18 protein-coding genes are annotated in these 23,550 nt (G+C 70.4%); 17 read left to right on the top strand and 1 reads right to left on the bottom strand.

Annotated features, from left to right (window positions below):
* Positions 1-99 precede the first annotated feature (99 nt).
* From ACFYWS_RS19705 to ACFYWS_RS19750, 10 genes are all read left to right on the top strand, one after another.
* On the top strand, positions 100-1,638 hold the full coding sequence (locus ACFYWS_RS19705) for a bifunctional folylpolyglutamate synthase/dihydrofolate synthase (protein ID WP_389277878.1): 1,539 nt from the start codon (positions 100-102) through the stop codon (positions 1,636-1,638).
* 5 nt (positions 1,639-1,643) lie between these two features.
* A complete protein-coding gene (locus ACFYWS_RS19710; protein ID WP_389277881.1) occupies positions 1,644-1,985 on the top strand; it encodes a DUF4233 domain-containing protein in 342 nt (113 codons plus the stop codon).
* An 89-nt stretch (positions 1,986-2,074) separates the two neighbouring features.
* On the top strand, positions 2,075-2,488 hold the full coding sequence (ndk, locus tag ACFYWS_RS19715; RefSeq protein WP_389277884.1) for a nucleoside-diphosphate kinase: 414 nt from the start codon (positions 2,075-2,077) through the stop codon (positions 2,486-2,488).
* Positions 2,489-2,832: 344 nt separating this feature from the next.
* Complete coding sequence (locus ACFYWS_RS19720) at positions 2,833-3,852, top strand: rod shape-determining protein (RefSeq protein ID WP_266719674.1); 1,020 nt, start codon at positions 2,833-2,835, stop codon at positions 3,850-3,852.
* Between the two features lie 153 nt (positions 3,853-4,005).
* Complete coding sequence (gene mreC, locus ACFYWS_RS19725) at positions 4,006-4,995, top strand: rod shape-determining protein MreC (RefSeq protein ID WP_389277889.1); 990 nt, start codon at positions 4,006-4,008, stop codon at positions 4,993-4,995.
* Positions 4,996-5,014: 19 nt separating this feature from the next.
* Complete coding sequence (gene mreD, locus ACFYWS_RS19730; protein ID WP_389277892.1) at positions 5,015-5,695, top strand: rod shape-determining protein MreD; 681 nt, start codon at positions 5,015-5,017, stop codon at positions 5,693-5,695.
* Positions 5,696-5,811: 116 nt separating this feature from the next.
* Positions 5,812-8,004 carry a penicillin-binding protein 2 gene (gene mrdA, locus ACFYWS_RS19735; protein ID WP_389277895.1) on the top strand — a complete coding sequence of 731 codons (2,193 nt, stop codon included), beginning with the start codon at positions 5,812-5,814 and terminating at the stop codon, positions 8,002-8,004.
* 3 nt (positions 8,005-8,007) lie between these two features.
* A complete protein-coding gene (rodA, locus tag ACFYWS_RS19740) occupies positions 8,008-9,204 on the top strand; it encodes a rod shape-determining protein RodA (RefSeq protein ID WP_389277898.1) in 1,197 nt (398 codons plus the stop codon).
* Positions 9,205-9,264: 60 nt separating this feature from the next.
* A complete protein-coding gene (locus ACFYWS_RS19745) occupies positions 9,265-10,785 on the top strand; it encodes a CHAD domain-containing protein (protein ID WP_389277901.1) in 1,521 nt (506 codons plus the stop codon).
* Between the two features lie 40 nt (positions 10,786-10,825).
* Positions 10,826-12,769 carry a TIGR03960 family B12-binding radical SAM protein gene (locus ACFYWS_RS19750; RefSeq protein ID WP_389277904.1) on the top strand — a complete coding sequence of 648 codons (1,944 nt, stop codon included), beginning with the start codon at positions 10,826-10,828 and terminating at the stop codon, positions 12,767-12,769.
* A 64-nt stretch (positions 12,770-12,833) separates the two neighbouring features.
* Here the strand turns inward: ACFYWS_RS19750 and ACFYWS_RS19755 are convergent, their stop codons facing one another.
* Positions 12,834-13,418: a TerD family protein gene (locus tag ACFYWS_RS19755; protein WP_389277907.1), complete on the bottom strand. Its 585-nt coding sequence runs from the start codon at positions 13,416-13,418 to the stop codon at positions 12,834-12,836.
* 124 nt (positions 13,419-13,542) lie between these two features.
* On the opposite strand from ACFYWS_RS19755, the gene ACFYWS_RS19760 reads away from it, so the two are divergent.
* From ACFYWS_RS19760 to obgE, 7 genes are all read left to right on the top strand, one after another.
* Positions 13,543-14,370: a hypothetical protein gene (locus ACFYWS_RS19760; protein ID WP_389278841.1), complete on the top strand. Its 828-nt coding sequence runs from the start codon at positions 13,543-13,545 to the stop codon at positions 14,368-14,370.
* 46 nt (positions 14,371-14,416) lie between these two features.
* Positions 14,417-15,220 carry a TIGR03936 family radical SAM-associated protein gene (locus ACFYWS_RS19765; RefSeq protein ID WP_389277910.1) on the top strand — a complete coding sequence of 268 codons (804 nt, stop codon included), beginning with the start codon at positions 14,417-14,419 and terminating at the stop codon, positions 15,218-15,220.
* 248 nt (positions 15,221-15,468) lie between these two features.
* Positions 15,469-19,557 carry a ribonuclease E/G gene (locus ACFYWS_RS19770; protein WP_389277913.1) on the top strand — a complete coding sequence of 1,363 codons (4,089 nt, stop codon included), beginning with the start codon at positions 15,469-15,471 and terminating at the stop codon, positions 19,555-19,557.
* A 217-nt stretch (positions 19,558-19,774) separates the two neighbouring features.
* A complete protein-coding gene (locus ACFYWS_RS19775) occupies positions 19,775-21,088 on the top strand; it encodes a phospholipase D-like domain-containing protein (protein WP_389277916.1) in 1,314 nt (437 codons plus the stop codon).
* A 185-nt stretch (positions 21,089-21,273) separates the two neighbouring features.
* Positions 21,274-21,594: a 50S ribosomal protein L21 gene (gene rplU, locus ACFYWS_RS19780; RefSeq protein ID WP_326024203.1), complete on the top strand. Its 321-nt coding sequence runs from the start codon at positions 21,274-21,276 to the stop codon at positions 21,592-21,594.
* Positions 21,595-21,608: 14 nt separating this feature from the next.
* Positions 21,609-21,863: a 50S ribosomal protein L27 gene (rpmA, locus tag ACFYWS_RS19785; protein ID WP_326024204.1), complete on the top strand. Its 255-nt coding sequence runs from the start codon at positions 21,609-21,611 to the stop codon at positions 21,861-21,863.
* Between the two features lie 126 nt (positions 21,864-21,989).
* Positions 21,990-23,438, top strand: coding sequence for a GTPase ObgE (gene obgE, locus ACFYWS_RS19790; protein WP_389277920.1), 1,449 nt, complete (start codon positions 21,990-21,992; stop codon positions 23,436-23,438).
* Positions 23,439-23,550 lie beyond the last annotated feature (112 nt).

Here is a 23,550-nt window from a genome sequence, read left to right on the forward strand (position 1 = left end):
GAGGGACCAAGGTCCTGAAACGGACAGGTCGAAGGTCCCGAACCGGGACGCCGGGTGGTGTCGGGCGCGCTGTCGGTGGACCTCCGTAGACTGGCGTGTGTGAGTGACCTCCCCCCGCGCGACAGCAGCGATTACGGCTCCCCCGACAACCCCGACGACGCCGACGAGTTCGAAGAGATCGTCGGCGAAGAGACCACCCGTGACCCCGACCTCGCGGTGATCGAGGCGGGCAGCCGCACCCTGCGCGCCCAGTCGGCCCCGCCGCAGGGTGACGGCATCCCGGCCCGCCCGCAGGACCCCGAGGTGGAGAAGGCGCTGCGGGCGGTGGAGACGGAGCTCGCCACGCGCTGGGGCGAGACGAAGCTCGAGCCCTCCGTCGACCGCATCGCCGCGCTGATGGACGTGCTCGGCGAGCCGCAGCGCGCGTACCCCTCGATCCACATCACGGGCACGAACGGCAAGACGTCCACGGCCCGCATGATCGAGGCCCTGCTCACGGCCTTCGACCTGCGCACCGGCCGGTACACCTCGCCGCACGTCCAGTCGATCACCGAGCGGATCAGCCTGGACGGCGCCCCGATCGACCACGAGCGCTTCATCGAGACGTACGACGACATCAAGCCGTACATCGAGATGGTCGACGCCCAGCAGGAGTACCGCCTCTCGTTCTTCGAGGTGCTGACCGGCATGGCCTACGCGGCCTTCGCCGACGCCCCGGTGGACGTGGCGGTCGTCGAGGTCGGCATGGGCGGCAGCTGGGACGCGACGAACGTGATCGACGGATCGGTCGCGGTCATCACCCCGATCGACCTCGACCACACCGACCGGCTCGGTGAGACGCCCGGCGAGATCGCCGGCGAGAAGTCCGGGATCATCAAGCAGGACGCCTCCGTGATCATGGCTCAGCAGCCGGTGGACGCGGCGCAGGTGATCCTCAAGAAGGCCGTGGAGACGGACGCGACCGTGGCCCGCGAGGGCCTGGAGTTCGGCGTCGTCCGCCGCGAGGTCGCCGTCGGCGGCCAGTTGGTGACGCTGCGCGGGCTCGGCGGCGAGTACGAGGACATCTTCCTGCCGCTGCACGGCGCGCACCAGGCGCACAACGCGGCGGTGGCGCTCACCGCCGTCGAGGCGTTCTTCGGCATCGGCTCGCAAGCCGCGCGCCTGCTCGACATCGACACCATCCGCACCGCGTTCGCCGCGGCCACGTCGCCGGGCCGCCTCGAAGTGATCCGCCGCTCGCCGACGGTCGTGCTCGACGCCGCGCACAATCCGGCGGGCGCCCGTGTCACCGCCGAGGCGATCGGTGAGGTCTTCGACTTCAGCCGCCTCATCGGTGTCGTCGGTGCCAGTGGTGACAAGAACGTACGAGGGCTCCTTGAGGCCTTCGAGCCGATCTTCGCGGAGGTCGTCGTCACGCAGAATTCCAGCCACCGGGCCATGGACGCCGACGAACTGGCGGGCATCGCGGTGGAGGTCTTCGGCGACGAGCGCGTCCAGGTCGAACCGCGCCTCGACGACGCGATCGAGGCCGCCATCACGCTCGCCGAGGAAGAAGGCGAGTACGCGGGCGGGGGAGTGCTCGTCACCGGATCCGTGATCACGGTCGGCGAGGCCCGGCTGCTCCTCGGGAAGGGCTGATCGCCGTGCGTATTCTCTGTTCCTCGACGCTGCTCGCCGAGTTCTTCGTCATCGGCTTCGCCGGGCTCGTGGCCATGAAGGACCCCGGCCTGTCGGCCACAGTGGTGTGGACGGTGAGCGGCATCGCGATGCTGCTCAGCGTGCTGCTGTGCGGCATGGTGACGCGGCCCGGCGGTGTGCAGCTCGGCTGGGCGCTGCAGATCGCCCTGATCATCAGCGGCTTCTTCGTCCCGGTCATGTTCTTCCTCGGCGCCTGCTTCGCGGGCCTGTGGTGGGCCTCGGTCCACTTCGGCCGCAAGGTCGACGAGGCGAAGGCCCGCTGGGCGGCACAGGCCGAGCAGGCCTGAGCCCCCGCCCGGCCCGCCTGCCGCGGCGGTGGTCACGCCCTGTAACCTCGGGCGTCACCGCACACCTAGGCCTACAAGGAGTCCCGCGAATGACCCAGCGCACGCTCGTCCTGCTCAAGCCCGACGCCGTCCGCCGCGGCCTGATCGGCGAGATCATCGGCCGCATCGAGCGCAAGGCCGGCTGGACGATCAGCGCGCTCGAACTGCGCAGCCTGAGCCAGGAGACGCTGGAGGCGCACTACGGCGAGCACAAGGGCAAGCCGTTCTACGAGCCGCTGGTCGACTTCATGTCCTCCGGCCCCGTGGTCGCCCTGGTGGCCGAGGGGGAGCGCGTGATCGAGGGCGTACGCCAGCTGGCCGGTCCGACCGACCCGATCGCCGCCGCACCCGGTTCGATCCGCGGCGACTTCGGCACCATTGTTCGCGAGAACCTGATCCACGCCTCCGACTCCGAGGAGTCCGCGGAGCGCGAGCTGAAGCTTTTCTTCCCCGATTTCGCGTAACAGGAGCGAATGGGCCGCTTGACCGGTGTCCGCTCCATGAGACCGGCGAGTTCGTTTTCTGATGCCGCGTCAGTCACGCAGCGCCACTGACCAGGAGCGGCCCGAGAATTCGGGCCGCTCTTTTGCATATGCGGCCCGATCGGGGGAACGCACTCCTCCGTCGGGACGTCCCCATTAGCGAGGCGGGGACTCTCATGCTGACAATGGCGAAGACCCTCGCGCCGTGATCGTGCAGGCGAGACTACGATGGAGCCTCCACGCCACGCGCGTCCAACTCTCGCCTACCTGACAAGCCATCAAACGCTCCACTTGGGAAGGCCAGACGAATCCTGATGGGGAACTCAATGTCGTTCATCGGCCGTGACATGGCTGTCGACCTCGGGACCGCCAACACGCTGGTGTACGTCAGGGGTCGAGGGATCGTGCTCAATGAGCCGTCCGTGGTCGCGATCAACACCAACACCGGCGGCATCCTCGCGGTCGGCGCCGAAGCCAAGAAGATGATCGGGCGCACGCCGGGCAACATCGTGGCGGTCCGCCCGCTGAAGGACGGCGTGATCGCCGACTTCGAGATCACCGAGCGCATGCTCCGCTACTTCATCCTGAAGGTGCACAAGCGGCGCTACCTCGCCCGGCCCCGCGTCGTCGTCTGCGTGCCGTCCGGCATCACAGGCGTCGAGCGCCGCGCGGTCATTGAGGCCTCTTCGCAGGCCGGTGCCCGCCAGGTGCACATCATCGAGGAGCCCATGGCCGCGGCCATCGGTTCCGGCCTCCCGGTCCACGAGGCCACGGGCAACATGGTGGTGGACATCGGCGGCGGCACCACCGAGGTCGCGGTGATCTCGCTCGGAGGAATCGTCACGGCGCAGTCCATCCGCGTCGCGGGCGACGAGCTGGACAACGCGATCATCCAGCACATCAAGAAGGAGTACTCGCTCCTCCTCGGTGAGCGCACCGCCGAACAGATCAAGATCACGATCGGCTCCGCGTACGACCTCGACTCCGACGAACACACCGAGATCCGCGGCCGCGACCTCGTGTCCGGCCTGCCGAAGACCGTCGTCATCTCGGCGGCGGAAGTCCGCAAGGCGATCGAGGAACCGGTCAACGCGATCGTCGACGCCGTGAAGACCACCCTCGACAAGTGCCCGCCCGAGCTGTCCGGTGACGTAATGGACCGCGGCATCGTTCTCACCGGTGGCGGCGCCCTGCTGCGCGGCCTCGACGAACGGCTGCGCCGCGAGACCGGCATGCCGATCCATATCGCCGAGGACCCGCTCGACAGCGTGGCGCTCGGTTCCGGCAAGTGCGTCGAGGAGTTCGAGGCGCTCCAGCAGGTTCTGGACGCCTCGCCGCGCAGATGATGTGAAGCGAAAACGTCCGCCGTACGAGTGCCTGCCACCTCGTGCGGCGGATCGTTGATATATAGGCAAGGCATAAGAGATCCTCCCCAGCATCGCTCGGCACGGCCGGGCACCGCTCGACGCAACCGACAGAGGAAGGCACGGCCGCCGCACGTGAGGGACACACGAGAGAGCCGGCTGCTCCTGGTGCTGCTGATCGCCATCGCGTTCGCACTGATCACGGTGGACATCCGCGGCGGCGAGGACTCGCCCGTCGACGGTGCCCGGCACGCCGCCGCCACGGTCTTCGGCCCCGTGGAGAACGGGGTAGCAGGTGCGGTCGACCCGGTCGGCAACGCCATAAGCGCGGTCCGCGACTCCGACAAGCGGCACAACCGCATCGGCGAACTGGAGCGCGAGAACGCCGCGTTGAAGGCCAAGCTCGGCAGCGGCGACCGCAACCGCAGCAAGGTCCGCCAGCTCGACGCCATGCTGAAGACGGCGGGCGCAGGACAGTACGGCATCAAGGGCGCCCAGGTCATCGCCATCGGCTCGGCGCAGGGCTTCTCCTGGACCGTGACCATCGACGCCGGCGCCAACGACGGCCTCCAGCGAGACATGACGGTGCTGAACGGCCAGGGACTCGTCGGCCGCGTCACCACCGTCGGCCCGAACACGGCGACGGTGCTGCTCGCCAACGACCCCGACTTCACCGTCGGCACCCGCATGGAGAAGTCCGACGAGCTCGGGTTCGCCTCCGGGCAGGGCGACCGCCCGCTGCGCGTCCAGCTCCTCAACGGCAAGGCCAAGGTGAGCAAGGGCGAACGGCTCGTCACCTTCGGCTCGCAGGCCGACAAGCCGTTCGTGCCCGGCGTCCCGGTCGGCCGCGTCGTCCGCGTCGACCCCTCCGGCGGCGACCTGACCCGCACCGTCTACGTGAAGCCGTACGTCGGCTTCACCAAGCTCGACGTCGTCGGAGTCGTCGTGCAGGCGCCGCGCACCGACCCGAGGGACACGGTGCTGCCGAAGAAACCCGCCAAGCCCAGGCCGACGCCGACGGTGACCGTGACGGCCACCCCGGGCGCGGACGCCGGGGGGAACGGCAACGGCAACGGCAACGGCAACGGCGAGAACGCCGCCGACAACAACGCAGACCAGCAGTAGACAGGGGAGCCAAGAAATCATGCGCTTCAACCGGATGCTGCTCTCCACGGTCCTTGTCGTCGTGGCCCTCGTCCTCCAGGTCTGCGTCCTGGCCCGGCTGCAACTGCCCGGCGCCGTCCCCGACCTGATGCTCCTGACCGTCCTCGGCCTGGCCCTCGTGTACGGGCACGTGGGCGGCGCCTTCGTCGGCTTCGGCGCGGGACTGCTCGCCGACCTCGCCCCGCCCGCCGACCACGCCGCGGGCCGCTACGCCCTCGTCCTCTGCGTCATCGGCTATCTGGCGGGCCTCGCCAAGCCGGAGAACGGGCAGCTGCGTTCGGCGGCGGGCCCGATGCTCGTGGTCGTCGGCGCGGCGATCGGCACGACCCTGCTGTACGCGGGCGTGGGCGCGCTCGTCGGCGACACCGCCGCCCGCGACGTCGGCCTCGGCAGCCTCATCTTCACCGCCGCGCTCTACGACCTGCTGCTCGCCCCGTTCGTCGTACCCGGAGTGATGGCGCTCGCCAGACGCGCGGAGAACGATCCGCTGGGCGATTCCTCCGGCGGTTCCGCCAAGGCCGCCGACGTCTCCTCCGGCTGGCTCTCCGGCGGCGGCACGGGCCTGAGCATCGGCGGTGGCAAGAGCGGCGGCCTGCGCATGCGGACGGTCAAGGCACGCGCCTCCCGGGCGGGCCGCATCAAGGGGGTCAAGCGCCTGTGAGGGCACGGCAGTTGACCGACGACACCGCAGGCACGCACAGCTTCGGCGTGTACACCTACTCGTACTCGTACGCCTACTCGTACACGTCCTCGTACTGAGAGGGGGAGCACGCCACCGTGACCAACATTCCTGAGACGGGCCGCACGCCGCGCGTCCAGATCCGCCTCATCATCCTCCAGATCCTCGTCCTCTCCCTCCTGCTCACCCTCGGCGGCCGTCTCTGGTACCTCCAGATCCGCAACGGCGACGAGTACGCCAAGGAGGCCTCCGGGAACCACGTCCAGCAGGTGGTCACGCCCGCCACCCGCGGCTCCCTCCTCGACGCCCGCGGCATCCCGCTCGCCGACAACGAGACCCGGCTCGTCGTCTCCGCCTCCCGCACCGACCTGATGAAGATGGACGACGAGGGCAAGGCCGTCCTCACCAAACTCGCCAAGGTCCTCGGGATGCAGCCCAAGACCATCCAGGAGAAGGTCCGGCTCTGCGACGCGGAGACGCCGCAGCCCTGCTGGAACGGCTCGCCGTACCAGCCGATCCCGATCACCGACGAGGCCACGCCCAAGCAGGCCCTGCAGATCCGCGAGCGCAGCGAGGACTTCCCCGGCATCACCGCGGAGCCCACCGCCGTGCGCCGCTACGCGGGCCCCGGCGGCTCCAACACCGCGCAGGTCCTCGGCTATCTCTCCCCGGTCACCGACGCGGAGATCGAGAAGGCCAAGAACTCCGACTCGCCGTACCTGCGCTCCGACCAGGTCGGCCGCAGCGGCCTGGAGCGCACGTACGACAAGGACCTGCGCGGCAAGGCCGGAGTCACCCGCTACGAGGTCGACAACCTCGGCCGCGTCATCGGCCGCGCCGAGAGCGACAAGGCCGAGCCCGGCGCGAACGTCGTCACGTCGATAGACGCACGCGTGCAGGCCGTCGCCGAGAAGGAGCTGGACGCGGCGATGAAGGCCGCCCGGCACGAGTTCGACAAGAACACCGGCGAGAACTACAAGGCCGACGCCGGCTCCGTCGTCGTGATGGAGGCCAAGACCGGCCGCGTCGTCGCCATGGCCTCCAACCCGACGTACGACCCGAACGCCTGGGTCGGCGGCATCTCCGGCAAGGACTACGCCAAGCTCACCGGCAAGAAGTCCAACTACCCGCTGCTCAACCGGGCGATCCAGGGGCAGTCGGCGCCCGGCTCGATCTTCAAGGTCATCCCGACCACCGCCGCGGTCAACGCGGGCTACGACTTCAGCAACAGGTACGAGTGCTCCAGCTCGTACTCGATCGGCAGCCAGGTCTTCAAGAACTTCGAGTCCAAGGGGTACGGCTCGATCGACCTCGGCAAGGCGCTCGAGGTCTCCTGCGACACCGTCTTCTACCGCCTCGCCCACCGGGAGTGGCAGAAGCTCGGCGGGATCAACCCGAAGGACGGTGTCAACGTCGACGACGCCTTCTACAAGACGGCGCACCAGTTCGGCCTCGGCAAGACGACCGGCATCGACCTGCCCAACGAGGTGGAGGGCCGGGTCCCCGACCGGAAGTGGAAGCAGCAGTACTGGAAGGCGAACAAGGACGCCTGGTGCAAGGCCGGCAAGAAGGGCGGCTCCTACGTCGAGCAGCTCAACTGGGAGAACTGCCGCCAGGGCAACGTGATGCGCGCCGGTGACGAGGTCAACTACTCCATCGGCCAGGGCGACACGCTCGTCACCCCGATCCAGATGGCCAGGATCTACGGCGCCATCTCCAACGGCGGCACCCTCTACCAGCCCGCCGTCGGCAAGGCCGTGATCAGCCCCGACGGCAAGCAGGTCAACGAGATCGCCCCGAAGCCGCAGGGCAAGCTGCCCATGACGAAGCAGACCCAGCGCCAGATCAACGACGCCCTCGCCGGCGTCGCCACCCGGGGCACCGCCGCCTGGCGCTTCGGCGGCTGGCCGCAGGACAAGATCCCGATGCACGCCAAGACCGGTACGGCCGAGGTCTACGGCAAGCAGACGACCTCGTGGTTCGCCACGTACACGAAGGACTATTCGGTCGTCATGACGATGTCCCAGGGTGGTACGGGTTCCGGAGCCTCGGGCCCCGCCGTCCGCAAGATCTACGACGCGCTCTACGGGGTCGACAGCAAGGGCGGCATCAACAAGAAGAAGGCCCTGCTGCCCGAGCCGGAGAAGAACCTTCCCAAGATCCAGAAGGACGGTTCGATCGACGCCCCGGAGATCAAGCCGTTCCGGCCGGCCGAGGACATGACGCCCGCCCAGCAGGAGTTGGCGGCGACGCTGCCCACCTCCTCGTACGGCAACAGCAGGAGGGACTGACCGGTGACCGGCAACGGCTTCTCCGTCTCCGGCTACGGGCCGCAGCGCTCCACCATGAACCGGCTCATGGCCCGTGACTCGGTGCTGCGCAGGCTCGACTGGCCGATCCTGCTGTCGGCGATCGCGCTGTCGCTCATCGGCGCCGCGCTCGTCTTCTCGGCGACCCGCAACAGGACCGAGCTCAACCAGGGCGACCCCTACTACTTCCTGTTCCGCCACCTGCTGAACACCGGCATCGGCGTCGCGCTGATGGCGGGCACGATCTGGCTCGGGCACCGGACACTGCGCACGGCCGTGCCGATCCTCTACGGGATCTCCGTCTTCCTCGTGCTCCTGGTGCTCACCCCGCTCGGCGCCACCGTGAACGGCGCGCACGCCTGGATCGTCATCGGCGGCGGATTCTCGCTGCAGCCCTCCGAGTTCGTGAAGATCACGATCATCCTGGGCATGGCGATGCTGCTCGCGACCCGCGTCGACGCCGGTGACCGCGAACACCCCGACCACCGCACGGTGCTGCAGGCCCTCGGCCTCGCCGCCGTCCCGATGCTGGTCGTCATGCTGATGCCGGACCTCGGGTCCGTCATGGTGATGGTGATGATCGTGCTCGGCGTGCTGCTCGCGTCGGGCGCCTCGAACCGGTGGGTGCTCGGACTCATCGGCGTCGGCGCGGCGGGCGCGGTCGCGATCTGGAAACTGGGCGTCCTGGACGACTACCAGATCGCCCGCTTCGCGGCCTTCGCCAACCCCGCGCTCGACCCGGCGGGCGTCGGCTACAACACCAACCAGGCGCGCATCGCGATCGGTTCGGGCGGCCTCTCCGGCGAGGGCCTCTTCCAGGGCTCGCAGACCACCGGCCAGTTCGTTCCGGAACAGCAGACCGACTTCGTGTTCACGGTGGCCGGCGAGGAGCTCGGCTTCCTGGGCGCGGGCCTGATCCTGCTGCTGCTCGGCGTGGTGCTGTGGCGGGCGTGCAAGATCGCGCGCGGCACGAGCGAGCTGTACGGCACGATCGTGGCGGCCGGCATCATCGCCTGGTTCGCGTTCCAGGCCTTCGAGAACGTCGGCATGACGCTCGGCATCATGCCGGTGGCGGGCCTCCCGCTCCCGTTCGTGTCGTACGGCGGTTCGTCGATGTTCGCGGTGTGGGTGGCGGTGGGACTGCTGCAATCGATCAAGGTGCAGAGGCCCATGTCGGCGTAAGCGGCCGGGGCGGAGCCCCGAGACCTTGGCCCCGTCGCCGCAGACGCCTAGATTCAGGTCATGGCGGAGACAAAGCGCGAGATCGAGCGAAAGTACGACGCCCCGACCGACCACTTCCGGCTGCCCGACCTGCGCAAGGTCCCGGGCGTATCGACCGTCGTCGACAAGGGCGTCGTCGAACTCGACGCCGTCTACTACGACACCGAGGACCAGCGCCTCGCCACGGACAGCATCACCCTGCGCCACCGCAGCGGCGGCGACGACGCCGGCTGGCACCTGAAGCTGCCGGTCTCGCTGAGCGAGGGCGTCCGCGACGAGGTGCAGGCGCCGCCCTCCGCCACCCTGCCGCGCGCCCTCGCGGGCCTCGTACGCTCCCGGGTCCGCGGCGACGAGCTCATCCCGGTCGTCCGGCTCCGCTCGTCGCGGGACGTGTCGCATCTGACCGGGGCCGACGGCTCGCTGCTCGCCGAGGTGTGCGTCGACGCCGTGCGCGCCGAGCGGGCCGACGGGGAGCGGACCACCGCCTGGACCGAGATCGAGGTCGAACTGGCGGACGGCGCCGACCCGGCCTTCCTCGGCAAGGTCGAGAAGCGGCTGCGCAAGGCCGGCGTCGAGCGGTCCGGCGCCGCGTCGAAGCTGGCCCGCGCCCTGGAGGAGACCGGGGCCGCACGGCGTACGCGGCACAAGGCGCCCGCGAGAGGGGACACCGCGGGCGACCACGTCCTCGCCCACCTGCGCGCCCAGCGCGACGCCCTCGTCGAGCTCGACCCCGCCGTGCGCCGTGATCTGCCGGACTCGGTGCACCAGATGCGCGTGGCCACCCGCCGGCTGCGCAGCGCGTTCAAGTCGTACAAGAAGGTGCTCGACCCGGCCGTCACCGAGCCCGTGGGCGCTGAACTCAAGTGGCTCGCCGCCGAGTTGGGCGTCGACCGGGACCGTGAGGTGCTCACCGAGCGGCTCACCGGGAGGATCGACGCGGTGCCGCGCACCCTGCTGCTCGGCCCCGTCCGGGCCCGGCTGCGGATCTGGGCCGTCGCCCGCCGCCAGGGCTCGCGCCGGCACACCGTCGCCGTGCTCGACGGCAAGCGGTACCTGGCCCTGCTCAACAGTCTGGACGCGCTGCTCGCCGAGCCGCCGCTGCGCCGGCCGGCGGCCGACCGCCCCGCGGCGGACGGCCTCGTCAAGGCCGCCCTCAAGGACCACGCCCGCCTCGCGACCCGCATCGAGCACGCGCTCTCCCTCGAACCGGGCACCGAGCGCGACATCGCCCTGCACGAGGCCCGCAAGGCCGCGAAGCGCGCCCGCTACGCCGGGGAGGCGGCGCGGCCCGTCCTCGGCAAGCAGGCGAAGAAGTTCGCCAAGCGCATGAAGGCCGTGCAGAGCGTGCTGGGCGATCACCAGGACTCGGTGGTCGCCCGGGAGGCCCTGCGAAACCTGGGGATCCAGGCGCACGCGGCGGGGGAGACCGCCTTCACCTGGGGCCTCTTGTACGGCCAGGAGGAGGCGTCCGCGGTGGACCGGGAGCGGGAGCTGCCGGGGGTTTGGGAGCGGGCGGCGGAACCGGGCCTCTCGGCGGGTTAGCCTTGATGGTCACCCCTGTCAGCTCACGAAGGTCAACGGTATGTCTGCCGAAGCCGCCGCCTCGACGGTGGAATCTGTCTTTCCGCAGCTCGAAGCCTTGCTGCCGCATGTGCAGAAGCCGATCCAGTACGTCGGCGGTGAGCTGAACTCCACGGTCAAGCCGTGGGAGGAGTGCGACGTCCGCTGGGCGCTCATGTACCCGGACGCGTACGAGGTCGGTCTGCCCAACCAGGGCGTCATGATCCTGTACGAGGTCCTCAACGAACGCGCGGGCGTCCTCGCCGAGCGCACCTACAGCGTGTGGCCCGACCTTGAGGAACTCATGCGCGAGCACGAGGTCCCGCAGTTCACGGTCGACAGCCACCGCCCGGTCAAGGCCTTCGACGTCTTCGGGCTCAGCTTCTCCACCGAGCTCGGCTACACGAACATGCTGACCGCGCTCGACCTGGCCGGCATCCCGCTGGAGTCCAAGGACCGCACGGTCGAGGACCCGATCGTGCTCGCCGGTGGCCACGCCGCGTTCAACCCCGAGCCGATCGCCGACTTCATCGACGCCGCGATCATCGGCGACGGTGAGCAGGCCGTGCTCGACATGACCGAGATCATCCGCCAGTGGAAGGCCGAGGGCCGACCCGGCGGTCGCGAGGAGGTCCTGCTCCGCCTCGCGAAGACCGGCAGCGTCTACATCCCGGGCTTCTACGACGTCGAGTACCTGCCGGACGGCCGCATCGGCCGCGTCGTGCCGAACAGGTCGGGCGTCCCGTGGCGGGTGTCCAAGCACACCGTCATGGACCTCGACGAGTGGCCGTACCCGAAGCAGCCCCTCGTGCCGCTCGCCGAGACCGTCCACGAGCGGATGTCCGTCGAGATCTTCCGCGGCTGCACCCGCGGCTGCCGTTTCTGCCAGGCCGGCATGATCACGCGCCCCGTGCGGGAGCGAAGCATCACCGGCATCGGCGAGATGGTCGACAAGGGTCTCAAGGCGACCGGCTTCGAAGAGGTCGGCCTCCTCTCGCTGTCCTCGGCGGACCACTCCGAGATCGGCGAGGTCGCCAAGGGCCTGGCGGACCGGTACACGGAGGACAAGATCGGTCTGTCCCTCCCCTCGACCCGCGTGGACGCCTTCAACATCGACCTCGCCAACGAGCTCACGCGCAACGGCCGCCGCTCAGGACTCACCTTCGCCCCCGAGGGCGGCAGTGAGCGCATGCGCAAGGTCATCAACAAGATGGTCTCCGAAGAGGACCTGATCCGTACGGTCGCGACCGCGTACGGCAACGGCTGGCGCCAGGTGAAGCTGTACTTCATGCTCGGCCTGCCCACCGAGACCGACGAGGACGTCCTGCAGATCGCCGACATGGCGGCGAACGTGATCGCCAAGGGCCGCGAGGTCGCGGGCAACGACATCCGCTGCACGGTGTCGATCGGCGGATTCGTCCCGAAGCCGCACACCCCGTTCCAGTGGGCGCCGCAGCTCAGCTCCACGGAGACGGACGAGCGGCTCGCCAAGCTCCGCGACAAGATCCGTGGCGACAAGAAGTACGGCCGCTCCATCGGCTTCCGCTACCACGACGGCAAGCCCGGCATCGTCGAGGGCCTGCTCTCGCGCGGCGACCGCCGCATCGGCTCCGTCATCCGCGCCGTCTACGAGGACGGCGGCCGCTTCGACGGCTGGCGCGAGTACTTCAGCTACGACCGCTGGATGGCCTGCGCCGCGAGGACGCTGCCCGCGTACGGCGTGGACGTCGACTGGTACACGACGCGTGAGCGCACGTACGAGGAGGTCCTGCCCTGGGACCACCTGGACTCCGGTCTCGACAAGGACTGGCTCTGGGAGGACTGGCAGGACTCGCTCGACGAGACCGAGGTCGAGGACTGCCGCTGGACGCCGTGCTTCGACTGCGGTGTCTGCCCGGCGATGGACACGAACATCCAGATCGGCCCGACGGGCAAGCAGCTGCTGCCGCTGACGGTCGTCAAGTAGCGGCATACGTACGCAAGAAGGGGCGGCCGGTTCTCCAACCGGCCGCCCCTTCACGTCACTTGGGCTACTTGCTGGCGGCGAACCGCATCAGGGCGCGCTCGTCACCCTGCTTGACCTTGCCCGGCGTGTTGATGACTTCCAGCTTCCAGGAGCTGCCCACGCGCATGGCCTTGGCGACCGCGCAGCCGTTGTCGCTGGTCATCAGGCTCGGCCAGATGTCGGCGACCTGCTGGGTGCTGCCGCCCGTCGCGTCGTACACCTTGAAGCTGATGTTGCGGGCCTTCTGGAACGAACTGCCCTTCTTGTACGCGGCGGCCACGAACACGACCGCCGTGATCTGCTGGGGAAGGCGCGAGAACTCGACCGTGACCGTCTCGTCGTCGCCGTCGCCCTTGCCGGTCTGGTTGTCGCCGCTGTGGACGAGCGAGCCGTTGCCCATCGGGTCCAGCGAGTCGAGGCCGGCCAGGCGCACCGGATCCCCGCCCTGCATCGCGACGGCGATCAGGTCGAGGTCCGTCCCCTGCTTGCGGCGCAGCGCGCCGAGGACGCCCCCGCTGCTGCCGGCGGTGGGGTCCCAGGACACCCCGATGGACAGATGGGTCACCCCGTCCAGGTCAGCGGGGCCGTCTTCCTTCGTCAGTGTGATCATGTGTGATTCCTCCCCCTACAGGTGGAACTGCGGTTTTGCAGACTGCCCCCGAACATACGGCGTGTGAGCTGGGCAGGCCATGCCGGGCCGCATCCGCGGAGGCGTCGTGAGCGTCTGGAGATACATGGACTTGGAAAAGCGCCCCGATCCGGCCCCCGAGGGCTGCCTTGTCACCGCGATCCGGCTGCCGCTGCGGATCGTGATGGTCGTCCTCGTGGTGCCCCTGCGGCTCCTGTGGGACGCACTCGTCGCGGCCGGGCGCTTCGTGAGCAAATGGCTGCTGCTGCCGCTCGCGCGGGCGATCGGGTGGGTGCTGTACGGGCTGCTGGTCTGGCCGTGCCAGATGCTGTGGCGCTACGTGCTCGCACCCTTCGGCCGTGGACTGCGCTGGCTCGGCCGGGTGTTGCTGGTCGTCCCCGCGGTGTGGCTGTACGTCCATGTCCTCGCGCCCGTCGGAAGGGCGCTGCGGGACTACGTGTTGGCGCCGCTCGGCCGTGGACTCGCCTGGCTGGTACGGGTGTTGGTCGTGGTCCCGCTGCTCGCGCTGTGGGCGTACGTGCTCGCGCCGGTCGGCCGGGCGCTCGCCGTCGTGGGACGGGAGATCTGGGACGCGCTGCGGGTTGCCTGGCGGGTGGCCGGGTACGTGTCCCGTGCCGTCGGCCGGGCGCTGCGGTGGCTGATCGTGGATCCGCTGCGCTGGGTGTACCGCACCGTGCTCACCCCGGTCGGGCACGTCGTGCGCGACTACGTCCTGCGGCCCGTCGGGCGCGTGGCCGCGAGCGTGCGCGCCGCGGCCCGGCAGGCACGGGCCGACGTGCGGCGCCTGCTGTTCGGCCCGGCATCGCGAGCTGAACCGCAGGTCAGCGACCGGAGGGAACCGGGCGGCCCGCGGGGACGTAGTCTTGACGGCAGTACGACCGCACCCACGAAGACCGCATTCATTAAGGACTAGGACACTGGGCAAGCGACAGCCCGTAGGCCCGCCGCCCGCACCCGCGGTGCAGCGCATCCGTCTGCGCTACACCAAGCGCGGCCGCCTCCGGTTCACCAGCCACCGTGACTTCCAGCGCGCTTTCGAGCGTGCGCTGCGCCGTGCCGAGGTGCCCATGGCGTACTCGGCGGGGTTCACGCCGCACCCGAAGGTGTCGTACGCCAATGCCGCACCCACCGGCACGGGCAGCGAGGCCGAGTACCTGGAGATCGCGCTCACCGCGCCGCGCGACCCCGAGAAGCTCAGGGAACTCCTGGACGAGTCGATGCCCACCGGCCTCGACATCGTGGACGCCGTCGAGGCCCGCACCTCGGGCCTCGCCGACCGGCTCGCCGCCTCCGTGTGGGAGCTGCGGCTCGACGGCGTGAGTGTCGATGAGGCCGCGCGCGCCGTGGACGCGTTCCGCGCGGCGGAGAGCGTCGAGGTACAGAGGAAGACAAAGAGCGGGATCCGGACGTTCGACGCCCGCGAGGCGGTCGCCGGCCTGGACGTGCTCGAGGTCTCCGACGTTTCGGCTGGTCCGGCTGATAGGCCCAGCGACACGGCCTGTGCGATACTGCGGCTGGTTGTTCGGCACGTGACGCCTGCCGTTCGACCCGACGACGTCCTGTCCGGTCTTCGCGCCGTGGCCGACCTGGCGCCGCCGGTCCCCGCAGCGGTGACCAGGCTGGCGCAGGGGCCTTTCGACGCAGAGACAGGCACGGTGACCGACCCGCTCGCGCTCGACCGCGAGGCAGACCGGGCCGCCCCACAAAAGGCGGCCGCAGGAACTGCCAACGCGACGGCGCACGCCGTGGAAGGTCCCGCGTAAGGCGGTCGTCGTAGCGCCGCCCTCGTACTCGGGAGCCATCTGGGTCGGGCAGCGCACCCACCCAAGGACTTTCGCGAGGCCGTACGTACATCGCGTACCGGAACCGGCGAGAACAGACAGAGAGCCTCCGTGCGGCGCCCGCGCCCCGGACCGGCGGCACCGCGCTCGTATCGATGCGCGTGAGCCGCAGACGTCACCGGTCACGGATCAGGCGCGGCGCCCGGAGGCCCGACGGGAGATCCACCCGCATGCCCGAGACCGAACCCACCAACTCTGAGCTGGACAGCCCCAGCGACACCCTGCCCCCGCGCCGTCGGCGCCGGGCCGCGTCGCGCCCCGCGGGCCCGCCGGTCGCGGGGACCGCCGCCACCGAGGACGCCGCTGTGGCCGTACCGGCCACTGTCACCAGGACTCCGGCCGCCGCAGAGGCGCCCGTCGAGACCCCCGGGAATTCCCCGGCCGCCGAGGCCCCGGCGCCCGCCGCCCGCCCGCGCCGCCGCGCGACCCGACGCGCCTCCGCGCCCACCGGTGCGCCCGCCGAGCAGGCCGGGACGACGACCGTGGTGGCGGAGCCCGCCGAGCCCGTCGCCGAGCCGGAGCCGGCTGCCGCCGAGGAGCCCGCGGCCCCGCGCCGCAGCCGTCGCCGCGCCACCCGCACCGTGTCGACCCCGGACGCCCAGGCCGCCCCGGCCGCCCCCGTGGAGGAGCCGCGGGCCGAGGCCGCCGCGGAGTCCGCCGTGGAGCCGGAGCCGGTCGCTGATGAGGGCTCGGGCCCGCGTCGTAACCGTCGCCGTGCCACCCGCACCGTGTCGACCCCGGAGGCTCCGGCCGCCGCCATCGTCGAGGAGCCGCAGGCCGAGGCCGCCGCCGAGCCTGAGACGGCCGCCGACGAGGACTCCGGTCCGCGCCGCGGCCGTCGCCGTGCCACCCGTGGCACCACCGCGCCCGCCGGTCCCCCCGAGATCTCCGACGCCATCGCCGCCGAGACGACCGAGGCCGAGACCACGGAGAGCGCCGAGAACGCCGAGAGCGCCGAGGACGAGTCGCCGCGCCGCCGGCGCCGCGCCACCCGTAAGGCCGCAGGCGGTTTCGCCGAGCCGAAGGCGTCCAAGGCCACCAAGGCCGCGAAGTCCGCCAGGTCCGGATCGAAGCCGGCGAGGGCCGGCCGTGACGAGCAGGACGGCGAGTCGCGCTCGAAGCGGCCCTCCATCGCCACGTTCCAGGCGCCCGTCTTCACCGAGCCGATGTTCCAGACGCCGGAGCGGGCCGCCGCCGCTGCCGCGGCCGAGGCCGTCGAGGAGGAGCAGCCCGAGCCCCAGCAGCCCGCCGCCGCTGCTGCCCCCGCGCCCGCCGCCGCCGTCGAGGAGGAGCAGGGGCCGCGCCGTCGTCGCCGCCGTCGCGCCGCCGACGAGCAGCCCGCCGCGGCCGAGGCCGCTCCGGTCACCGAGGCCCCCGCGGCCGAGGCCGAGCCCGAGGCCCAGGACCAGCGGGCCGACGAGGACAACGAGAACGACGAGCAGGACGAGCACGGGGACCGCCCGGCCCGCCGCCGTCGCCGGGGTGGCCGTCGCCGTCGCCGCGGCGAGTCCGGTGACGTCGACAACGACGCCGAGAACGACGGCGAGTCCGACGACGACGCCGAGCCCGCCGCCGGGGAGTCCGACGACGACCGGGCCGAGTCCGAGGAGTCCGCGGGCTCCGGCGGTTCGAGCAGCAGCCGTCGCCGCCGTCGCCGTCGCCGTCGCGCCGGTGACAGCGGCCCCGAGGCGGAGCAGCCGGCCGACGACCCGGAGCGCACGGTCGTCAAGGTCCGCGAGCCGCGCAAGAAGGAAGAGCGGGCCGAGCGGTCGACGTCCTCGGACGAGGTGCAGTCCATCAAGGGCTCCACGCGTCTGGAGGCCAAGAAGCAGCGCCGCCGCGAGGGCCGGGAGCAGGGGCGCCGCCGCGTCCCGATCATCACCGAGGCCGAGTTCCTGGCGCGCCGCGAGGCCGTCGAGCGCGTGATGGTGGTCCGCCAGCACGGCGAGCGCACCCAGATCGGTGTGCTCGAGGACGACATCCTCGTCGAGCACTACGTCAACAAGGAGCAGTCGACCTCGTACGTCGGCAACGTGTACCTGGGCAAGGTCCAGAACGTGCTGCCGTCGATGGAGGCCGCCTTCATCGACATCGGCAAGGGCCGCAACGCGGTGCTCTACGCCGGTGAGGTCAACTTCGAGGCGCTCGGCATGGCCAACGGGCCGCGCCGCATCGAGACCGCCCTCAAGTCCGGCCAGTCCGTGCTCGTGCAGGTCACCAAGGACCCGATCGGCCACAAGGGCGCCCGCCTGACCAGCCAGGTCTCGCTGCCCGGCCGCTACCTGGTCTACGTGCCCGAGGGCTCGATGACCGGCATCAGCCGCAAGCTGCCCGACACCGAGCGCGCGCGCCTGAAGACCATCCTCAAGAAGATCGTCCCCGAGGACGCGGGCGTCATCGTGCGCACCGCCGCCGAGGGCGCGAGCGAGGACGAGCTGCGCCGCGACGTCGAGCGTCTGCAGGAGCAGTGGGAGGACATCCAGAAGAAGTCCAAGCAGATCTCGACGTCCTCGCCGAGCCTGCTGTACGGCGAGCCGGACATGACCGTCCGCGTCGTGCGCGACATCTTCAACGAGGACTTCTCCAAGGTCATCGTCAGCGGTGACGAGGCGTGGGACACCATCCACGGCTACGTCAACCACGTGGCGCCCGACCTGTCGGACCGCCTGTCGCGGTGGACGTCCGAGGTCGACGTCTTCGCGACGTACCGGATCGACGAGCAGCTCGCCAAGGCGCTCGACCGCAAGGTGTGGCTGCCGTCCGGCGGCTCCCTCGTGATCGACAAGACCGAGGCGATGATCGTCGTCGACGTCAACACCGGGAAGTTCACCGGCCAGGGCGGCAACCTCGAAGAGACCGTGACCAGGAACAACCTGGAGGCGGCCGAGGAGATCGTGCGCCAGCTGCGGCTGCGCGACCTGGGCGGCATCGTCGTCATCGACTTCATCGACATGGTCCTGGAGTCCAACCGGGACCTGGTCCTGCGCCGCCTGCTCGAATGCCTGGGCAGGGACCGTACGAAGCACCAGGTCGCCGAGGTGACCTCGCTCGGCCTGGTCCAGATGACCCGTAAGCGTGTCGGTCAGGGCCTCCTGGAGTCCTTCTCCGAGACCTGCGTGCACTGCAACGGCCGCGGCGTCATCGTGCACATGGAGCAGCCCGCGGCAGGCGGTGGCGGCGGCAAGCGCAAGAAGCGCGGCCGTGGCGGCAACGGGGACCACCAGCACGAGACGCACGAGGCCCCGGCCGCGGAGCAGCCCGAGACCGAGGCCGAGGTCGCCGCGGAGGCGGCCGCCCCGGTGGCGCTGCCCGAGCCGCCCGCGGCGGAGCCGCTGACGGATGCCTTCGTCCCGGACGAGGAGCTGTACTCCAGCGCCGCGGAGGCGGAGTCCGCCGCGGGGCGTGGCCGCTCGCGTCGCCGCGCCACGCGCCGTGCGTCGGCCCCGGCCGGTGCCCCGCAGGCGGAGGCCGAGAAGCCGGCGAGGTCCGGCAGGAAGTCGAAGGCCGAGCGGGCCGCCAAGGCGGAGGAGCGGAGGGCCGCGGAGGCTGCGGTCGAGGCCCCGGCGCCCGAGCCGGTTGTCGAGGAGCCGAAGGCCGCAGAGCCGGTCGAGGCCCCCGCGCCCGAGCCCGTGCAGGACGAGGCCCCCGCGCCGCGCCCGCGCCGCCGTGCCACGCGCAAGGCGTCCGCTCCCGCCGGTTCCCCGAAGGCCTCGGAGGAGGCCGCCGCGGTGACCGTCACGGAGCCGGTGAAGGCCGAGCCCGTGGAGGAGCCGAAGGCCGCCGAGCCCGAGGAGCCGAAGGCGGAGGCGACCGAGGCCGCGGCCCCGGCCCGCCCGCGCCGTCGCGCCGTCCGCAAGGCGACCGCCCCGACCGCTGCCGCGGACACGGCCGTCGTGGTCGTCCCGTCCACCGCGGACGAGGCGCCCGCCCAGGACGCCGCGCCGGAGGAGGCCGAGGAGGCGCCCGCCGCCAAGAAGGCCGTCCGTAAGACGGCCAAGAAGGCGCCGGCGAAGAAGGCCGCCACCAAGAAGACGGCCGCTTCCAAGACGGCCGCGAGCAAGGCCGCCGCCGAGACTGCCGAGCCGGCTGAGCCGGCCGCCGAGGCGGACGAGCCCAAGGCGGCTGCCAAGAAGTCGGCAGCCAAGAAGACGACGGCCAAGAAGGCGGCGGCGAAGAAGACCACCGCCAAGAAGACGGCCGCCAAGAAGACGACGGCCAAGAAGACGACCGCGAAGAAGACCGCGGCCGCCGAGGCCTGAGCCTCCGCCCGGACCACCGGGCAGCTACGCCCCCGCACAGCACCGCTGTGCGGGGGCGTCGTCGTGTGCGGTGTACACGGGAGGTCTCGATGAGCACTCGATCCACCCCCGCCTCTTGGTGCTCGGGCAACTGCCTGTAAAACTCATGCAGTCATACAAGTGAAGGACGTGGGTGCGCGTTGGGGAGATGCGTACTCGTGTCAGGGGAGGGAATGCGATGGCGCACGTGCGTCTCAGAGGCACGGGCAGACACCGTGCCACGAAGCCGGTCAAGGTCGGACGGCAGATGGTGGCCCTGGCCACCGTGCTCTCGGCGGCCGGGGTGCAGGCGGGGGTCGCCGCGGGAACCGCGCAGGCGGACGAGGCACGGACCTGGACCGAGGGACCGATCTTCAACGATCCGCTGGGCGCCACCCAGGAGCAGTACGCCATCCGCACCAGGCTCGTCGAGCTGACGGACGCGGCGCTGCCCGGCTCGACCATCAAGGTCGCCGTGTTCCACGTGTGGGAGCAGACGATCGTCGACGCCCTGAAGCGCGCCAGGGACCGCGGCGTGCGCGTGCAGATCCTGCTCGACTCGACGAGCAAGACGGACCGGCCGGACAACACGGTGTACTCGCAGCTGGTCGGGCTGTTCGGCACCAGCCGCGCCAACCCGTCCTTCGTGCAGCTGTGCCCCACGAACAAGTCGTGCCTCGGCGACCCGAAGTTCGGTAAGTCGATCATGCACAACAAGTTCTGGCTGTTCTCGGCCGTCGAGGGCGCCACGAACGTCGTCGTGCAGACCACGGCGAACTCCACGCCGTCCGCGAGCACGAAGTTCTTCAACGACGCGCTCCAGCTGCCCAACAACCCGGTCCTGTACGGCGCGTACGCGGACTATTTCGACGACATGGTCGTCAAGGACTGGGCGAACTGGGACTACCGCACGGTCAGCAACGGCCGCTACAAGGCGTACTTCTTCCCGCGGGCCGGCACCACCAACTCCACGGACACCCTGCACTCGGTGCTCAACAACGTCTCGTGCACCTACAAGGACGCGGCGACCGGCACCACGAAGAAGACGATCGTGCGCGCCGCGATCTTCCAGATCACCCGGCAGGCCATCGCCGACAAGCTGGTCTCGCTGAAGAAGGCGGGCTGCACGGTCCAGATCGAGTACGCGACGTCCGACAGCGGCACCTGGAAGTCGATGCACTCCACGGGCGCACCGCCGCTGCGCTGCTACAACGACCCGCGGACCTCGCCGACGACGCCGTACATCATCCACACCAAGTACGTGGCGATCGACGGCATGTACGACGGCGCGCGCAACAAGATCACGTTCACCGGCTCGCAGAACGCCTCGAACCCGGCGCTGCGCGAGAACGACGAGGCGTACGTCAAGATCGACGACGACTCCGTGCACGACACGTACCGCACACACTTCAACAAGGTGTGGGGCGTCGCGTACCCGGGGGCCTCGGACAACACGAACCTGTGCAAGGGCGTCAAGGCGCTGCCGCAGGACGGTGAGATCAAGACCACGTGAGCCTGTCGGTCAGGGGCCGGTTTGCCCTTCTGTGGGGCGCCCCGTAACCTTGACCGTCGGCGTGTCCATCGATGCGCCGTACTCCCGTAAACCTGTTTCCTCCCGGAGTTCCTCGTGAAATCCGGGAGAGGCCGCTTCACGCGGCTGGACTGCGGGGGTCCCGTTCCGAGCGAAAAGAGAGATCCGTGTACGCCATCGTGCGCAGCGGTGGTCGTCAGCACAAGGTTGCTGTCGACGACATCGTTGAGGTTGACAAGCTTCCCACCGCCAAGGTTGGCGACACCGTAGAGCTCTCTACGCTGCTCGTTGTCGACGGCGACGCCGTGACCAGCGACCCGTGGGTGCTGGCCGGCATCAAGGTCCAGGCCGAGGTCGTGGACCACCACAAAGGCGCGAAGATCGACATCCTTCGCTACAAGAACAAGACCGGCTACCGCCGTCGCCAGGGTCACCGCCAGCAGTACACGGCGATCAAGGTCACCGGTATCCCCACGGCTGCGAAGTAAGGGACTGAGACAAGATGGCACACAAGAAGGGCGCATCGTCCACTCGGAACGGGCGCGATTCCAATGCTCAGCGGCTCGGCGTGAAGCGCTTCGGCGGTCAGGCCGTCAACGCCGGTGAGATCCTGGTCCGCCAGCGCGGCACCCACTTCCACCCGGGCAACTCGGTTGGCCGTGGCAAGGACGACACCCTCTTCGCGCTCGCCGCGGGTGCGGTGGAGTTCGGTACCCACCGTGGCCGTAAGGTCGTGAACATCGTCCCGGTCGTCTGAAACCCCTGAGGGCTTTCTGACCTGGATTTTTTCGCGAGGCGGACCTCACTTCCCGTTCGGGAAGCGGGTCCGCCTTTCGCGCGTTGAAGTAGAGACATTTCCGTACGTTTCTGGAGGCACCAAACCATGACCACCTTCGTGGACCGCGTCGAGCTGCATGTCGCCGCGGGTAGCGGGGGCCACGGCTGTGCCTCCGTTCACCGGGAGAAGTTCAAGCCGCTAGGCGGCCCGGACGGCGGCAACGGCGGCCGTGGCGGTGACGTGATCCTGGTCGTCGACCAGGACGTCACGACGCTGCTCGACTACCACCACTCGCCGCACCGCAAGGCGACCAACGGCGTGCCCGGCGCGGGCGACCACTGCACGGGCAAGGACGGCCAGGACCTGGTCCTGCCGGTGCCCGACGGCACGGTCGTCCTCGACAAGCAGGGCAACGTCCTGGCCGACATGGTCGGCCAGGGCACCACGTTCATCGCCGCGCAGGGCGGTCGCGGAGGCCTCGGCAACGCGGCCCTCGCCTCGGCCCGCCGCAAGGCGCCCGGCTTCGCGCTGCTCGGTGTGCCGGGCGACGAGGGCGATGTCGTCCTGGAGCTGAAGACCGTCGCGGACGTGGCGCTCGTCGGCTACCCCAGCGCGGGCAAGTCCTCGCTGATCTCGGTGCTCTCCGCCGCCAAGCCGAAGATCGCGGACTACCCGTTCACGACGCTGGTCCCGAACCTGGGCGTCGTGACGGCCGGCTCGACGGTCTACACGATCGCGGACGTGCCCGGCCTGATCCCCGGCGCCAGCCAGGGCAAGGGCCTCGGCCTGGAGTTCCTGCGGCACGTGGAGCGCTGCAGCGTCCTCGTGCACGTCCTGGACACGGCGACGCTGGAGTCCGACCGCGACCCGGTGTCCGACCTCGACGTCATCGAGGAGGAGCTGAAGGAGTACGGGGCGGGCCTGGAGAACCGGCCGCGCCTCGTCGTCCTCAACAAGATCGACGTGCCCGACGGTCAGGACCTCGCCGACATGGTCAGGCCCGACCTGGAGGAGCGCGGCTACCAGGTCTTCGAGGTGTCGGCCGTCGCCCACAAGGGCCTCAAGGAACTGTCGTTCGCGCTCGCCGGTCTGGTGGCCGAGGGGCGTGCCGCCAAGCCGAAGGAGGAGGCGACCCGGGTCGTCATCCGGCCCAAGGCCGTGAACGACGCGGGCTTCACCGTCACGCGCGAGGACGCCGAGGGCGAGCCGCTGTACCGCGTCCGCGGCGAGAAGCCCGAGCGCTGGGTGCGCCAGACCGACTTCAACAACGACGAGGCCGTCGGTTACCTCGCCGACCGGCTCAGCCGCCTCGGCGTCGAGGAATCGCTGATGAAGGCGGGCGCCAAGCACGGTGACGGCGTCGCGATCGGCCCCGAGGACAACGCGGTCGTCTTCGACTGGGAGCCCACGATGATGGCGGGCGCCGAGATGCTCGGACGGCGTGGCGAGGACCACCGCCTCGAAGCACCGCGACCGGCCACGCAGCGCCGCCGCGACAAGCAGGCGGAGCGCGACGAGTCGCAGCAGCAGTTCGACGACTTCGAGCCTTTCTAGCCTCTGACAACGGGCGGGCCACACCGAAAGGTGCGGCCCGCTTTTCGCTGCGCCGGGGCATTTCAAGCCCCGCCGGCGTTTGAGGCGCGGGGTCCGGGGCGGAGCCCCGTGG

The organism is Streptomyces sp. NPDC002795 (assembly GCF_042888725.1).
Lineage (GTDB): Bacteria > Actinomycetota > Actinomycetes > Streptomycetales > Streptomycetaceae > Streptomyces.